Origin of the sequence: Oceanobacillus halotolerans (genome assembly GCF_010993955.1) — a bacterium.
Lineage (GTDB): Bacteria > Bacillota > Bacilli > Bacillales > Amphibacillaceae > Oceanibacillus_A > Oceanibacillus_A halotolerans.
The window spans coordinates 22,736-38,913 of the sequence record NZ_WIXL01000009.1 but is presented as its reverse complement, the minus strand read 5'-3'; the positions used below and the strand labels follow the sequence as shown (position 1 = coordinate 38,913).

The following is a 16,178-nucleotide window of genomic DNA, read 5'->3' as shown; positions in this document are numbered from 1 at the left end:
TATTACATTAGGAAAGTAATCTAATATGTGGATTTGACGCGGCCTACTAGGATGGATGTGCTTGTCTGTAGTACCAGTGTGTGTTTCAACGGTTAAATCGGAACAGAGGAGATTATCTGTGCTCGAATTGAGAAGGGAAATTGAAGAATGGTAACAGAGAACGTTTATCAGTGCCTAACTTAGTAAGTGAAGATAAAAAATAGTAACAGAGTGTTTCTGTCAACTCCTAAACAGCTTAGCAAAGTACAAACACGGTAACAGATTCCGAATGACTCCCTTTATAAAATCCATCTAACAAAAATTCACTTAAATCGGTTGATTTTTTACGTGTTTTATCGATTTATTTTTAAAATATAGGCAGGATTTTGTTTACTCTTGTCGAATGTATAGGCAGAATGTAAGAGGAGGAGTTTAACATTGGCCTTTGTTATACTAGAACGAAATGACGGAATATCACATATAAAGTTGGATCGTGCAGAGCGTTATAATGCCTTAAATAAAGACATGTTATCGGAATTACGAAATATTGTGAAACAAGTCGAAAAAAACGAAGATCAAGTTGTCTTACTTAGTGGAAATGGAAATGCCTTTTGTGCTGGTGGCGATATTAGCATGATGAAGAACTTTGAGAATAAGGAATTTTATGATTCTGTTATGAAATCAATCGAAGAAATAGTTCTTACATTATATAAGATGCCTAAAGTAGTCATTTCGGCTATTCAGGGATCTGCGGTAGGTTTGGGATTGAGTTTGGCATTAACTGCTGATTATGTAGTCGCTCAGCGAGAAGCTAACGTTGGAATGTTATTTATCGGAGTTGGACTTGCTCCTGATGGAGGTGGTCATTTCTGGTTAAGTGAACGGATTGGTATTCATAAAGCAAAACAATTTACTTGGGGAATGCGTCAGGTAGAAGGTCCTGAGGCAAAGGCAATGGGGCTTGTCGATCAATTAACTACTGAATCAGCAGTAGATGAGGCTACAAAGATGGCGAAGCAAATGCTTACCATGCCGATAAAAGCAATCATTAAAACGAAACAAATTTATCATCACAAAAAAGCAGATGATTTAAAAGAATATTTGGAAGAAGAAAGAAAAGCACAATGGGAATTACGTAATACACATGACCATCAAGAAGGAGTACGTGCTTTCTTGGAAAAACGGAATCCGATGTTCAAGGGGAAATAAAAATGACGACTTCTATACGATTCTCTATTTTAGAATTTGTATAGTGGAGTCGTCTTTTTAAATCGTTGTTTGCGTCTTCTAATAATTTAACGATGAAACAGGATAAGTTTCGCTTCAGGGGAGACGCAACGATGTGTATGTTCAAGCAACTGTTTTTCAGCTAGTCTTTTCTTGCCAATTTCTTTCGCTTCTTCATTCGTTTCGGCAGTAAAGGTTTCATCCAAACGTTTTTCACCGTTTTTTTCGAAGGCAGTTAATGTATAAGTTCTCAATTTCTTCACCTCCATCAAAATTTTTAATGGTTAGGATGGATTTTTTCTATTCTTAACGTTAGAATTTATAGAAATACGAAATGCATGTTAGGTATAGTTACCGCTACGGAAATACACTTCGCTTTCACCAAGGGCATAAGTGCGAAATCTGTTCAAACTTTTTGTTTTCACAGTGTCTACTTTACCGCGGACTCCCCAGTTTTAGCCAGTGAGACGAACAGGACTAGGAAAGCTGCGACGGTGATACATCCCACGAAGCAAAAGCGTTCTCCTTTTGCGAGAACGTTCTAATGTCGGCGCCTGCCACAGGACGCGCCGACGAAGCAGGAGTCTTCGTGTTTTTCCTACACTAGAAATGAGAGTTCCATATTAGCAACTAATACTTGGAAAAACAACAATGTTAAGAAAACAGGCATTTACTTACTATATATATTCTTGATTACTATCAAAATTCCTGCAAATTAACTTGCTACCTGTATAAAAAGAACTTGAAAGAGAGGAAGAAACCATGACGTTAGTTTTAAACAATGTAACAAAACGATTTGGCGACCATACTGCAGTTGATCGTCTATCGTTGGAAATACCAGAAAGAGAGATGTTCGGCTTTCTTGGTGGAAATGGTGCTGGAAAAACAACAACCTTCCGCATGATTTTAGGATTATTAGATATATCAGAAGGATCGATCGCTTGGGATGGTGGGTCCATTGGTTATGATAAAAGTCATTTAGTTGGTTATTTACCAGAGGAGAGAGGCCTTTATCCTAAGCTAAAAGTGAAAGATCAAATTGTTTATTTGGGAAAATTACGAGGAATGAACAAACAAGAAGCAATGAAAGAATTAGAAGGCTGGCTCGATCGATTCAAAGTTCCGGAATATATAGATAAGAAGGTGGAGGAATTATCAAAAGGGAATCAACAAAAGATACAGTTTATTTCAGCTGTTATTCACAAGCCAAAGCTCCTTATTTTGGATGAGCCATTTTCAGGGTTAGACCCCATTAATGTTGAAATGCTTAAAGAAGCGGTCGTGGAATTAAAAGAACAAGGGACATCCATAGTCTTTTCCTCCCACCGAATGGAACATGTAGAAGAATTATGTGAGCATTTGTGTATCCTGCATAAAGGTCAGGATGTCGTACAAGGTTCCTTAAGAGATATTAAGCGTACCTTTGGAAAGAAAAACTTAATTATTCATGCAGATAGCTCACTTGATTTTCTAAAACGTTTTCCTGGCGTTGTGCAATATAAACCGATTACAGAAGGTTGTGCATTACAAATTGATAATGAATCAATATCCCAAGATATCTTTGCGGAGTTACAAGGGAAAGGATTTATTCGAAAGTTTGAACTCGAAGAACCTTCCTTGAATGATATTTTTATCGAGAAGGTAGGTGCTTCCTATGAATCATAAGTTTTGGATTATTTTATCTCATACGTATATGTCTCGATTTAAAACGAAATCATTTTTAATTAGTACGATTATTACCTTATTATTCATTGTCGGGTTTGCCAATATTCAATCTGTCATTGATCTTTTTTCCAGTGATGAAAAGGATCAAATCGCAGTTATTGATGAAACTGATAACCTTTTTCCTGTTTTAAAAGAAAGTGTTGAAGGTGCAAATGAAAATATTGCTTTAGTGGCGTATGAGGATTCAGAAGAAAAGGCAAAAAGTGCTGTTCAAGAAGAGGAATATAAAGCACTTGTTGTGTTATCCAGGAATGGGGAGAACTTACCAGAAGGATCGTATTATGCCAAGACGATTACAGAGGCCGGGGAACAGCAGGTTATTGAACAACAATTGCAGCAACTAAAAGTAGCAGAGGCAACACAAGCAGAAGGTGTTGATCAAGCAACATTAGAACAAATTTATGCACCAGTTTCATTTGAAAAGGTAGCTCTGGATGATAGTGCCAAAACAACAGAAGAACTAAGCCAAGCAAGAGGCATTGTTTATATTATGCTGTTTTTACTTTATATTTCTGTGATTACCTATGGGATGATGATTGCACAAGATGTGGCCAATGAAAAATCTTCACGCGTTATGGAAATCTTAATTTCAAGTGCTTCTCCTGTTACACATATGTTTGCAAAAATCACAGGAATTGCTCTATTAGGTTTAACACAGGTAGTACTATTTGTTGGGGTTGGCTACAGTTTAATCACGTCAAAACAAGAGGAATTGACTGGTGGAATATTAGATATTTTTGGTTTCCAAGATACATCGATTTCCCTTTATCTTTACGCATTAGTCTTTTTCGTGTTGGGGTATCTCCTATATGCGACACTTGCAGCAATGCTAGGATCACTTGTTAGTCGAGTAGAAGATGTCCAACAGTTTATGACTCCAATGGTTTTTCTAATTGCAATTGCTTTCTTTATTGCGATGTTTGGTATCAACATGCCACAAGCAAGTCTTGTTACTATTACGTCGTTTATTCCATTTTTTGCACCGATGCTTATGTTCCTCAGGGTTGGGATGTTAGACATTCCTGCTTGGGAAGTGATGCTATCGATTGGTATTTTAATCGCGACCATTGTGCTATTAGCCATTATTGGTGCACGGGTATATAAGGGTGGTGTGTTAATGTATGGTCGGTCTAGTTCATTAAAAGACATACGAAAAGCACTACACTTATCCAAGAAGGAATAATAAGAAAGGCATTTTTGCATACTGTTATTTTTTTACGTCGCATGATCTATATAATGCGTCGTAACATAGCAAACTTGATTTTCGCTTCAGATAGTCGCTTTCACCAGGGGCATAAGTGCGACATAATACATCTACAATGCATTAAGATTTATGGGGAAAAGCAACAATTTTATAGAAAACAGCTATACTAAAAAGGTGAAGTGGGTTTATGAAGGCCACTTCACCTTTTCTATTTCATCATGCGAAAGTATAAACTTTTAGTTAAGATTGGTTAACGTTAAAATGTCCTAAGTATAAGTAAACAGCCAGACCCCTAAGGATGAGGTATATGATTTTTATCACGTGTAACTGGCAATAAGACCCCCACTTCAAGACTTCGAGAAACAAAGAAGTATAAGTGGGGGATAACTGCCAGTAAAAGTGAGATAAGTTCAACTAACATTTAGTGGATGAAAGAAAACCCCGATTGAATGAGTTTGTCTTTATATGATATTTTCATATGTCTTTTGATTGCAAATGACATATAACTCGGCATTATCTGGTATGGTTTCTTGGAGACGCCTATTGATATCTAGGCGATCACGATCGGCAATTAAAGTTGCACCTTGTTCTAATAAATCTTTGAAAGCATCTTGATATGTCTTCCAATTGTCTTTTCTAGCGATTTTATAAAGATCTTCTCCATGTTGTCTGCTAATTAGCTGGGAATATACTTTGCTGCTTCCTTGATACAATGCTGCGCGAACCGCTAAACTTGAAATTGTTTCTTGTGATAAGATAAATTCATCAACTTGAACATGGGAAAAGTTAGAGATATGTTTTTCTGTTAAAATCTCAACCGTTGTATGGACAACTGGTGCAAGTCGTTCAACAATAATAGCAACATTTAATGTTTTTGCATCACGTAAAGAAGCTTCTTGGATTGAATCATCGGAAAAGATAATGACCGATTTTGCTTTCAAAATATTGGCTTTCTGGAAGGTTTCTTCTTCTGAGGGGTCACCTTGAATATAGTGTACACGTTCTAAACCAATATCAAATGGTGCTTTTTCTAACGAATCAATGATCACAATTTCAATCGATGAATTAGAACATAATATCTCATCTACTGCTGATTTGGTTTTCTTATTCCAACCAACGATAATAATATGATTTTCTTTTGTAAAAGACACTTTCCCTTCCTCCCTTTTTTGTCTAAAGATCGTAAATCCATCTACAATTTTTCCAATGACAACACCTAACAAGCCAATTCCAACTAAATACATGATAATTGCAAAGAGCTTACCAGCTAATGTGACAGGGGAATAGTCACCATATCCTACTGTCGAAAAAGTTGTCATCACAAAATAAAACGAATTTAATAGACTTTCAAATGTATCTGGTTCTATGACATAGATAATAATGGTACAAAGTATAACAAAAATAACAGTTGCTAGAAATAAGGTTAGATTCTTCATCTTAATTAAGTTTAACCCTAGTTTTAGAAAAAAGTGCACATTTTTCCCTCCAATCAAGTTACAACATTATTTTTCTAGTTTATCATAAAATCTAAGTCGGTTAAGAATTGAAGTTAAGTAGAACGTGCATTCTGTTTTGCGCTTTGTTAAAATAGAATACAACGAAAGAGGAATGGAAGGTGTAGGTATGACAGACGAGGTATCCTTTATTCATGCAGCAGATCTTCATTTGGATAGTCCGTTTAAAGGGTTAGCACATGTACCAGATTTTATTTTGCAAGAAATGCAGGAAAGCACATTCAAAGCATTAAATCGTTTAGTTCAGACGGCAATTGATAAAAAGGTAGATTTTGTTCTATTAGTTGGCGACTTATTTGATAACGAAAAACAAAGCTTAAAAGCACAGGTTCGCCTGCGACAAGCTTTTGAACAACTAGAAAAGCATCATATTAAGGTATATATGTCCTATGGAAATCACGATCATATAGAGGGGAATGTTCATCCGATGAGCTATCCAGACAATGTGTTTATTTTTCCAAATGAAGGGATTACTGATTTTGTTTATCAAAAAAATGGGAAGGATCAAGCTGCAATCTATGGATTTAGTTATGAGACACAGGCGGTGGTCGAAAGGAAAGTAAATGAGTACTCCATAACTGATTCTAAAATACCATTCCATATTGCGACATTGCATGGCAGTTTGCAGACGAATACAGAACATGATACCTATGCACCTTTTCAAATTTCGGAATTACAGAATACCGATTTTGATTATTGGGCACTTGGACATATTCACAAGCGTACGATTTTACAGGAAACAGACCCTACTATTATTTACCCGGGTAACATTCAAGCAAGACACCGTAAAGAGTCAGGGGAAAAGGGATGTTATTATGTGAAATTACGCAATCAGTCAGCAGCGGATCTATCATTTGTTCCATTACATACGATTGAATTTAAAGAAGTGGAGCTTGATGTTTCCGAATGCACAGAGGTTTATCAACTAGAAACGTTTCTGCAACAAAAGCTGCAAGAACTGCTTCCTGATACCACCTCACAATTCATTTATTTAACCTTAACAAGCGACCATCAGCTACTACATCAATTAGACAAGGATCGTGTATTAGAGGATATGATTTCCTTACTAAATGAAACGTTGATGAATCAAGAAAACTGGCACTATATTGCAAACTATCGTATTCAGGAAAACACATCTATTTCCTATGAAACACTATATAAAGGCGATCATTTTGTTGGCGTGCTGTTACGTCAAACGGAAGATACAGAGATTCAGACTTATCTGCAAGAGCTATACCAACATAAGCAAGCTAGAAGATATTTAGATTCTTTAACAGAGGAAGAAGCACAATCAATTGCTGAAGAAGCACGGGAATTGCTAGTTACGGAGCTTCTAGTAAATAGAGGTGAGTAAATGAAGTTATTGCGAGCAACCATTTATGGCTTTGGGAAGTGGGTAGATGAATCAATAGATTTCTCAGGTGCACCGTTTCTTTGTATTCATGGAGAAAATGAATCTGGAAAATCTACCCTACAACAATTTATTTTGTTTATGTTATATGGTCTACCACCTAAAAAGCGAGCCTTCTATCAACCAAAAACGAGCAGTAAAATGGGTGGTGTGCTAACGATATGGAGTCCATCCATAGGGGAAGTAACGATTGAGCGTTTTGATCATGTTCGAAACGGTGCAGCGATCTGCAAAACTTCCAACGGACAAACTTATGACGAAGAATGGCTAATAAAACTTTTAAATGGGATGACATTAGAAACCTATCAATCCATCTTTTCCTTTTCTGCAGTCGATTTAGACGTGATGAAACAGATGAAGGGAAGTGACCTAAGTGAGGTTTTATTTGGGATTGGGTTGACTGGATCTGCCACCATTCATCAATTAGAAAAAAGGTTAGATCAAGAACTTAGCGGATTATTTAAACCATACGGGAAAAAACCAGCATTAAATGAGCAACTAAAAGTAGTGGACAACCTATGGAAGACATCGCTTGAGCAAAAACAAAAAGAAAGTACATACCGGTCCAAGAAAGAACAGCAACATGCATTAGAAACAGAAATGAACCATTTAGAAAGTCAATTAACAGAAAATAAAAAGAAAGAAATAGACGTTGATCGTCACCTTCAAGCTTTACCAATGTTACAGGCGTATCAACAAACAAGGAGTCAATTAAAGCAATACCCTGAGACAATAGCTTTTCCAGAAAATGGGATAGAACGATTGAATCAGTCGAAGGAAACGATGCTTCCATTAAAAAGTGAATTAGATCTATTACAAGACAAACAGCAGGAATATAAAGCGAAACAAAATGAATTACGAAGCGAATTATATGAAAAAGAAGTCTATGAAAAAGTGCAACAGCTGGTGAACCAAAAGCAAGAGTTAATAGATTATCAGGCAGAACAAACACAATTAGGGGAGCAAATACAGCAATTAGACCACCAGATTGAAATCGAGCTTCAGGATATGGACATTGGGATAGAACGAGAATACCTAGAACATATTCAACTGCCATTTCATCTAGAACGAACATGGAATGAACTAAAAGAAGAACAAAAGCAGTTAGTGAGTGAGAAGGAACAATTACAACAAGAAGAAACAACGATCCTAAAACAGAAACAGTATTTAGAAAATCAAAAAGAAGAAAAAGAATCTAACTTACTAGAAGAAGATGAGCTACAAGAAAATAAAGAACGAATCCAGCAATATGAAAAGGAGCAGTATATAAAATATACAGAGCAACAACGTACACCACAGAAAGAAAATTGGCAAGAGTGGAAACGAAAACGAAAAAAGACTATGCAATATGGGAGTTCTGGAGCGTTTATCCTTTCTATACCCAATATGTGGCTGGGAATTACAATGGAAAATCAATTTTTCTATGTGGTAGCAGGATTGTTGATTCTGGTTGCAGCAGGAATTGCCATTTGGAGCTATCAATCCATGAAGCTAGCTGATACCTTTTTAAGCGAATATCAGTTAAACGATGTGGAAAAGAGTGCTCCATCTATCAGTAAAGCGGAAAAGAATAAGGCAGTCACGTTACTGGATACCCAACAACAGGCATTACAGGATGTTCAGTTAATAGATGATCAGCTGAAAAAACTTACGATTCAACACATGCAATTAGAAGAGCGAACGAATAGCTTTCAAGTAAAACAAAACCGTTTTCAAGACAAATTAGAGGAAACGTATAGAGACTTTCCATTTTTAAAGAGAATTGCCATTACGTATTGGCCTTCCTTTTATCATTCATTAAAACAACTCATCAACTCTAATCGTCAGCTCCAACAGATCAAAAATATGGTTGCCAAACTAGAGAACTGGCAACAAGATTTTCATCAAGAGATCACACAATTTTATGCTGAAAATAGTTGGAATACCAATTCGCAAAACCTAGAGGAACTTATAGCAGAATTGGAACACTTATTGGAAGAGGCTCGTTATACAAAAGGCTTAGTGACGCAATACACAAAATGGATAGAGGAAAACGTACACCGTCAACGTGAACTGACCAAACAAATCTCAATTATTGAACGAGAAATAGAAGATTTATTTCAAATAGCTAATGTAACAACGGAAGAGGCATTTTACGAAAGAGCAAAGGTATTTCAAGTGAAACAGCAACTAGTGGACAAAGAAAACGAGTTACGCTTACAATTAGCAAGCTGGTATGCTGATTTGGATGAAAATGCGTTACAAGCTAAGGCTAATACAGATGCACTACTATTAGAAAGAAAAAAGGAGTTAATCGAACAAACTATCTCACAAGTTGAAACGACACGTGAAGCAACACGTCAAACATTAAGCGAAGTCAAAGCCGATCTTCAAAAGATGGAAGAAACCGAAGACTATTCTACAACGATTCATCGCTTTAGTGTGGAACAGGAATCATTAAATCGAATGGCGAAAGAATGGGCAATACGGAAAACAGCTAAAGAAATGCTAACGAAAACGAAGCACACTTATCGTGATCATTATTTAGATAAAATCGTGGCACAAACATCTACCTTTTTCGAGGCCATAACTAACGGTTTCTATCAACGTGTATTTGCACCATTGGAAACGAAAACTTTTCGTGTTGAGACACAAGATGGGATTCAATATGATGTAGAAGAATTATCACAGGGAACCATGAACCAATTATATGTCGCTTTACGTCTTGCGATTGGAATCATTATGAGTAAGAAACATCATGTTCCATTTATGATAGATGATGCGTTTGTTCACTTTGACGATCGTCGTACAATAAATGTAATCGGCTTACTAGAAAATATATCAGAAAAGCATAACCACCAAATTATATTGTTCACTTGTAAAGAAGCAATCAATCACAATATAAATCTTGGGAAACAAATCCGTATAGGAAATTCCGTTCGCATAATTTAATATTTAGTGGTACACTATTTTCAGATAATTGGCTAGTGATCAAATAGCTGGAGGGTCGTTCATTGTCGGAACAAGGTACATCAGAATGGAGAAATTATGAAGAAACAATTGAAAAGTTTATACAAGCAATTGCCAAGAACATGAGTTTATATGGGATTACCCCATCAGTCGGAAGGCTTTATGGTGTTCTTTATTTTTCCGAGGAACCAATGACATTAGATGATATGCGTGATGCATTAAAAATGAGTAAGACTAGTATGTCTACTGGTGTTCGTACGTTATACGATATGAAAATGGTGGAGTCAACGTTTAAACGTGGTATTCGCAAAGATTTATATCAATCAGAAGAAGACTGGTATAAATCGTTTACGACGTTATTTGGTAATCGCTGGCGACAACATACAGAAACGAATATTGAAGAGGCTGTGGAAGCCATAGAACATTTAAAGACTATCAAAGAAACGACAACAGATGAAACATTAATGACGAAAATTGATTATGATATTGAACGACTACAATATGCTCGAAACTATTATGAATGGTTAATGCAATTTATCCAAGTCATTGAATCAGGGAAAATATTTGATTATATCCCGAAAAAATAATACGTATAATAACTTGGAAAGCACGTGATCGGACATGATCCCTCACGTGCTTTTGGCATAGTAGGTTGATTAGCGGATTGAGGATTCATATTGGCTGCATTCCCAATCAATAGCAGAAGGAGGACCACTTAGTTTCACTTGATGAATCGTCAATCCGTTATTTTATCCAAATGCCATGTTTGGAGCATTTTATGTAATCCTCGTTATTTGACCGTTTCTGTGTTTTCGTAACGGCTATCCAAAAAGTCTACAATATGAATAATATATCCTTCGATGGTTTGCGGTTTTTTTATGGCAGATCCCCATTCTGGTAATCCATGGTGGCAAAGAATACAGTGTGCCATTTGATGTATTTCCGTAAGCGAGATGGAAATATCCTCAGCTTCAATCAACTTTGTAAGCATTAAAACCCCATATGGAATATGTCCAATCCTGACACCAAGTGGATCCATTGTTATTCCAGCTTGTTTTCGATCATTTATTTCTGATGAATCAGCCGTAGGAAACAGAAAGGTGAGGTCTTCAAACGTTTTTCCAGCATGGTCATACTCAAGTAGTTTGCCAATATCATGAAAGAGAATACTGGTGATGATGATATCTGTATTTGGTATTTCCTCTTTGTATTCCATCATACCTTGTAGCATTCGATATAAATGATCAATTGTATCCTTCCACACAAACTGTGGTTTGGTATTTTCCGTTGATTCATAGTGAAACCATAACTCTTTTTTGTATGCTTTTTCAACAACATTAATTAGTTTCATTGTTGCTTGAAATGGATCTTTTTCTTGAATGGTGATGTAACGCGCAAACCGCATTAAACCTACCGTATGCTTTAATAATCCACCTAAATAATTATGATGAAAACCTTTTGCAGCAGGTCTGATCCGGAACTGTTTCCAGAAACGATTCATGGCTGCTAATGCAATTTCTTGATAAGGGGAATGTAATTCATAGATATAGGCGAAAAGTTCAACTGTTAAGCCTTCCATATCTTGGTTTGTGTAAGGAAGAAGGGAAAAGGGATTAATTGACTCCTCACAAGGTATTAACTTGGTGATCGTAAGGGATTTGTGTCCTAGAAATTTATCAACTTTTCCTTTTAAATCAAATACGGAATAGGCTTCTAGTATGGGAAGATGTGCATCTACAGCACCATCGTTATCCCACATTTTAGCCTGGATAACACCATTGTTATTACTAAATGTCATTTTTAGATAGTTTTTATTCGTTTTTGTCACTTGTACTTGAAAGTCATTGAGAACAACACGTATATCCACCATGTTTCCTTCTGTTTCCTGTTCTATGTTAAAAAATGTCTCACCATCTGGGGTTGATGGCGGGGGATAGGTAGCTAAAATATGATCACGTTCATTCTGTGAAACGTTAAAGGAAATGGGGATAAAATCATAAAAATAGGATGTTGATTGAGACAATATAATCGCTCCAATCTTAAAAAAATGATAGTTTCTTAGATTTACCACGTCATAACTGGCAGTAAAACCCCACTTAAAGACTTAGTATAAGCGGGGGATAAACTGCCAGTAAAGTCCTGATAAGTTCAACTAACATTCAGTGGGGGAAAAGCCTCCCACTGAATGAGTTTGTCTTTATTGTAACGTAAATATGTACGAGCGGTCATTTTTTTTGTAGGTGGTACATATAGTTAAAATAGATACGTTGGACAAGGGAGGCTAAGAAATGATTGCTGGATTACCTTGGTGGGTTTTTATGATGATTTTATTCATTTTTTTGAGTGGCTATATGGCTTTTCGCGCAATGCGTGCTGAACGAAAACTAGAAGAGCAGTTTATTGAAGAACAAGGCAATGTATATATGGAACGTATGGAAGCTGAACGAAAACAACGCCAAAACCAACAACAGAATAATCGTCAAGTATCTCATTAAAAAAAGCTAGAATTGCCTTGATCACCCCCCATTAGAAAACTAGGCTTGTCACCATGTGGCAAAAGCCTTAGTTGCACTTATGCAGTAAGAATTTTGTTTCTTATCTGCCAGGCATAAGCCAAGCCTCGACGTGGCGCTTTTTGCGCGTAATGAGGATTGACTTATGACCTCGAGGGGGTAGGTGCTGGCCGATGAAAACTCGCGCGTCCTTATTTCTATCAGCACTAGGACGTCCTGACCGTCTCACTGGCTAAAATCATCACGTCCTGTGACAACGCCGGTACAGGTCGTTCTGACCATCGAAGCTGGACGTGGCCTTTCCTATACAAGGCGGTAATGATGCCAACTTTTTTATACTATCTTATCTCAATAAAAAAGGCTAGTCCATTGACTAGCCTTTAAAGTGGTTATGTTATTAGATTCTTAGTATGCTACTGCATCCTGAGTATCAAAGATGTTTTCCAATTCCTCTATTTTTACGTCAATATCTGCTTCTTCTATTAAATCATTAATTTTTTGTTGAACTTGTTGGTTATCAACCTTTTCTGTAATAATTTCACGGCGTAAGTCTTCTTTCATTTCATCTAATGAAGCAATTTCTTCCTCTGTTTCACGCTTTTCATTTACTTTAATAATATGGAATCCATGTTGGGTTTGGACAGGCTCACTAATTTCGCCTTCCCCTAAGTTATAAGCAGCATCCTGAAATTCTGGTACCATTTCACCATATCCGAAGAATCCTAGATCTCCACCATCTTCAGCATTACTTTCATCTGTTGAATATTCGGCAGCTAACCCACTAAATTCACTGCCTTCGTCAAGTTTATCTAGCACTTCGTTTGCTGTTTCCTCATCTTCCACTAAAATATGTTGAGCACTAATTTCTGTTTTACGTTGGTCATACTTGTTTTGGATTTCTTCATCAGTTACTTCCACACCATCTGCTCGTGCTTCTTCCTGAAGTAAACTAATTCGCATTACATCGCGGAATTGATCTTCATTACCGAAGCCTTGCTGTTGAAGCCACATTTCGAACTGGTCGCCTAATTGCTCTTTAAACATTTCGACTTCCTCATTTACTTCATCATCACTTACTTCATATTTATCACTTAATACTTTTGTGGTTACAAGGTCACGTAAAACTGCTTCCCCGTAGCGGTTCTTTAATTCTTCATAAAATTCATCTTTTGTTACATCACCTGCATTAGATTCAACAACTGTATCTGAATCATCATTATTACATGCTGCTAAGGTAAACATACTTGCTGTAAGGGTTACTGCAATTGCTAGTTTTTTCACGAATGAACACTCCTAATCTTTAAACCTTAATTTTATTTCTTCTTGCATAATATAACATAGTTTACCACAAAATGAATAGAGCAATGTCTATAAATTCATTATACAATCGCATTCATAATCTTTACATAGGAAGAAACAAGCAATATGAGGACGCAGATATTGATGAAACGAAAAACCGTGGATTGTTTTGCTTGATTCATTTCCAATTTTAAACAAAACTTTAAGGTAAGCATATTGAATATGAAAAATATAATTAATGCATATACAGGAAAAATCACTTCCATCTCGTAAAACCTCCCAACAACAGAAAATGAATATGTATATATGGTCTAGGACCAAAAATGTACTCTATTCGTTTAATTATCTTAAAAATATATATATATCACTTTATCAAAATATTACTTTGATGAATAGTCACAATGTAGAAATTTTAGCATTCCTATTAAAATTGACTAAAAAACGACCTGAAATAAAAAAGCATTTCAGATCGTTTGTATGTACTCAAGAAAAAAGGTCAGTTCGCATGGTTTTTTAACCTCGTAACTTCTATATGATGCGACGTAAATCATAGCATCCTTGATTTCCGCTTCAAACAGTCGCTTTCACCATGGTCCCAGGTGCGACATCTGTTCAAACTTATTTGTTTTAACAATGTCTTCTTTGCCGCGGACAACGCTATTACCGCTTCGGAAAAACACTTCGCCCACCTTAAGACTCCCCACTAGCCTACGTTGCGAAACCCGGAATGGGGGGTCTCTTAGGCTCGTTTCGACGTACAGGACAAGGGAAGCTGCGACAACGATACATCGCACGAAGCAAAAGTGTTCTCCATTTGCGAGGATGTTCTAGTGTCGTGCCTGTTACAGGACGTGACCGTTCTTAGCCGACGAACCAGGAGTCTTCGTGTTTTTCTCCGCTATAAATGAGTTCCATATAAATAGTAACTTATAGCTTATCATTAGTGATTGGAGCGTAGGACAGTCGACTCCTGCGGAAAAAAACAACAGGTGAAGATCCCGCAGGAAGTGTTTTTGGCTTCCGAGGAAGCTGAAGGTCGTGTTTAAGTCTGATATCCATAAACTAGTAGTCATCATCATAGTGTCATGGCATTTCACCTCTATCCCCACAAGGAATAGAGGTGCTTACGCTTTTTGTGCCTATTTTTCAGGTTGTATCAATATATCAAAACCATTTTGGCCGTTTTCAATAATAGCTTTTTTGGGTGCTTTCAGAATGTGTAGCACATAAAGGTAATCTGTAAAAGATATTGCAATATGAACACATGTTAATAAGAGAATATAAATATATGAATTTGCAAACACATAGCTCGCAATTAAACCTGGTATTGTTATCAATAAGGTTGGAGCAAGTGTCACAATGAGTGATGTGCTCTTTTTTAAATGTGCTTTTGTATAGAAATAAAAAACTGGAACAAATTTTAGTTTCATATTATATAGTAATTTTGCTCGTTTATTCATGACAATAAGTGGTAAAATATGCATAATAGAATGCATTGTTGGTAAGAAAAATAAGGCAATGATAAAAAAGAAAAATCCAACATCATTCATGACGACCGATCCATGTATAATGGAAAACGGTACATTTAACACGAGAAATGAAACTAAGCCGATCAAAAATGAAACTAGATAGATCCTATTATGACCGTACTCTTTTTTTAGGTTAATGGATTTCCAACAATTCATTTTTGATCCCCCCATGCAAATTATGGTTGATTTCTTTTCTAAATCCTCCAAGAATAATAGTACGATTTCTCATAAAAAGCAATAGGTTTTTGCACTATTTTTTAAGATGTTGTTCCAAAAGTCCGGTTAAAATGACAAATCGAATTTCTTCGTTAGCTTGCTTTTCCGTTACTCAAAGCTACGCTGCCTCGAACTTCCGACGTACAGGACGTACTAGTGTCGGCGTTGTAACAGGACGCCTGAGACCTTAGTCGACTCGGTCCTTTTAATTCTCCTTTTTGAACACACACTTTTAGTAAATTTTTTAGGGAGGAGACAATGTGGAAAAAACAGGGAACTATGATACATTAGCCTTTCATATACAATTACTATTACAACTTGTCGATATTGATGCATTCCCATTTACGAGGCTGTTAATCCGACATAATATCTCCAAGGATGAATATGATGAATTGATGCAACTAATCCAACAAATAAATGAAGAATTTGAACAACAGCGTAAAGAAGGGCTTCTAAATTTCCTACCATTATTAGTTCACTTTGCTGGGATGTTAAATGAAAAATTAAACCCAGATGAGGTTATTTATGCATTAAAAAAAGAAGGATACTATCCTTCTTTACTAAATACGTTTATTGAGATTATTGAAAATGAGAAAAGTGAGTGAACCTGAA

At 36.3% G+C, this 16,178-nt stretch carries 13 protein-coding genes; 8 read left to right on the top strand and 5 right to left on the bottom strand.

Annotated elements, in window-relative coordinates; genetic code table 11:
• Positions 1-417 precede the first annotated feature (417 nt).
• Complete coding sequence (locus GHC26_RS11115) at positions 418-1,188, top strand: enoyl-CoA hydratase (RefSeq protein ID WP_163971351.1); 771 nt, start codon at positions 418-420, stop codon at positions 1,186-1,188.
• An 86-nt stretch (positions 1,189-1,274) separates the two neighbouring features.
• On the opposite strand, the gene GHC26_RS11110 is transcribed toward GHC26_RS11115, so the two are convergent.
• A complete protein-coding gene (locus GHC26_RS11110) occupies positions 1,275-1,460 on the bottom strand; it encodes a YhzD family protein (protein WP_163971350.1) in 186 nt (61 codons plus the stop codon).
• A 508-nt stretch (positions 1,461-1,968) separates the two neighbouring features.
• On the opposite strand from GHC26_RS11110, the gene GHC26_RS11105 reads away from it, so the two are divergent.
• Both GHC26_RS11105 and GHC26_RS11100 read left to right on the top strand, forming a co-directional pair.
• Positions 1,969-2,871: an ABC transporter ATP-binding protein gene (locus GHC26_RS11105; RefSeq protein WP_163971349.1), complete on the top strand. Its 903-nt coding sequence runs from the start codon at positions 1,969-1,971 to the stop codon at positions 2,869-2,871.
• Positions 2,861-4,114, top strand: coding sequence for an ABC transporter permease (locus tag GHC26_RS11100; protein WP_163971348.1), 1,254 nt, complete (start codon positions 2,861-2,863; stop codon positions 4,112-4,114). The genes GHC26_RS11105 and GHC26_RS11100 overlap by 11 nt, the downstream gene beginning before the upstream one ends.
• Positions 4,115-4,596: 482 nt before the next feature.
• Here GHC26_RS11100 and GHC26_RS11095 read toward each other — a convergent pair whose 3' ends face one another.
• Entirely contained in the window at positions 4,597-5,610 is a 1,014-nt protein-coding gene (locus GHC26_RS11095; RefSeq protein ID WP_163971347.1) for a potassium channel family protein, read from the bottom strand.
• Positions 5,611-5,758: 148 nt separating this feature from the next.
• On the opposite strand from GHC26_RS11095, the gene GHC26_RS11090 reads away from it, so the two are divergent.
• The 3 genes from GHC26_RS11090 to GHC26_RS11080 all read left to right on the top strand — a co-directional run bounded on the left by GHC26_RS11090 (position 5,759) and on the right by GHC26_RS11080 (position 10,596).
• Positions 5,759-7,003 carry a metallophosphoesterase family protein gene (locus tag GHC26_RS11090; RefSeq protein WP_163971346.1) on the top strand — a complete coding sequence of 415 codons (1,245 nt, stop codon included), beginning with the start codon at positions 5,759-5,761 and terminating at the stop codon, positions 7,001-7,003.
• Positions 7,004-9,991, top strand: a complete 2,988-nt coding sequence (locus GHC26_RS11085; RefSeq protein WP_163971345.1) for an ATP-binding protein — start codon at positions 7,004-7,006, stop codon at positions 9,989-9,991.
• 62 nt (positions 9,992-10,053) lie between these two features.
• Positions 10,054-10,596: a GbsR/MarR family transcriptional regulator gene (locus GHC26_RS11080; RefSeq protein WP_163971344.1), complete on the top strand. Its 543-nt coding sequence runs from the start codon at positions 10,054-10,056 to the stop codon at positions 10,594-10,596.
• Positions 10,597-10,799: 203 nt separating this feature from the next.
• On the opposite strand, the gene GHC26_RS11075 is transcribed toward GHC26_RS11080, so the two are convergent.
• Positions 10,800-12,032: an HD domain-containing protein gene (locus GHC26_RS11075; RefSeq protein ID WP_163971343.1), complete on the bottom strand. Its 1,233-nt coding sequence runs from the start codon at positions 12,030-12,032 to the stop codon at positions 10,800-10,802.
• Between the two features lie 265 nt (positions 12,033-12,297).
• On the opposite strand from GHC26_RS11075, the gene GHC26_RS11070 reads away from it, so the two are divergent.
• Positions 12,298-12,504, top strand: a complete 207-nt coding sequence (locus GHC26_RS11070; RefSeq protein ID WP_163971342.1) for a sporulation YhaL family protein — start codon at positions 12,298-12,300, stop codon at positions 12,502-12,504.
• Between the two features lie 423 nt (positions 12,505-12,927).
• Here GHC26_RS11070 and GHC26_RS11065 read toward each other — a convergent pair whose 3' ends face one another.
• Together GHC26_RS11065 and GHC26_RS11060 are read right to left on the bottom strand one after the other, a co-directional pair.
• Positions 12,928-13,803 carry a peptidylprolyl isomerase gene (locus GHC26_RS11065; protein WP_163971341.1) on the bottom strand — a complete coding sequence of 292 codons (876 nt, stop codon included), beginning with the start codon at positions 13,801-13,803 and terminating at the stop codon, positions 12,928-12,930.
• Positions 13,804-14,960: 1,157 nt separating this feature from the next.
• On the bottom strand, positions 14,961-15,506 hold the full coding sequence (locus tag GHC26_RS11060; RefSeq protein WP_163971340.1) for a DUF3267 domain-containing protein: 546 nt from the start codon (positions 15,504-15,506) through the stop codon (positions 14,961-14,963).
• A 320-nt stretch (positions 15,507-15,826) separates the two neighbouring features.
• On the opposite strand from GHC26_RS11060, the gene GHC26_RS11055 reads away from it, so the two are divergent.
• Entirely contained in the window at positions 15,827-16,171 is a 345-nt protein-coding gene (locus GHC26_RS11055) for a DUF1878 family protein (RefSeq protein ID WP_163971339.1), read from the top strand.
• The last annotated feature ends 7 nt before the right edge of the window (positions 16,172-16,178 follow it).

Excerpts from the sequence above, each read along its gene's own strand:
- GHC26_RS11100 (WP_163971348.1), top strand. The coding sequence starts at position 2,861 with ATGAATCATAAGTTTTGGATTATTTTATCTCATACGTATATGTCTCGA.
- GHC26_RS11090 (WP_163971346.1), top strand. The coding sequence starts at position 5,759 with ATGACAGACGAGGTATCCTTTATTCATGCAGCAGATCTTCATTTGGAT.
- GHC26_RS11070 (WP_163971342.1), top strand. The coding sequence starts at position 12,298 with ATGATTGCTGGATTACCTTGGTGGGTTTTTATGATGATTTTATTCATT.
- GHC26_RS11105 (WP_163971349.1), top strand. The coding sequence starts at position 1,969 with ATGACGTTAGTTTTAAACAATGTAACAAAACGATTTGGCGACCATACT.
- GHC26_RS11085 (WP_163971345.1), top strand. The coding sequence starts at position 7,004 with ATGAAGTTATTGCGAGCAACCATTTATGGCTTTGGGAAGTGGGTAGAT.
- GHC26_RS11060 (WP_163971340.1), bottom strand. The coding sequence starts at position 15,506 with ATGAATTGTTGGAAATCCATTAACCTAAAAAAAGAGTACGGTCATAAT.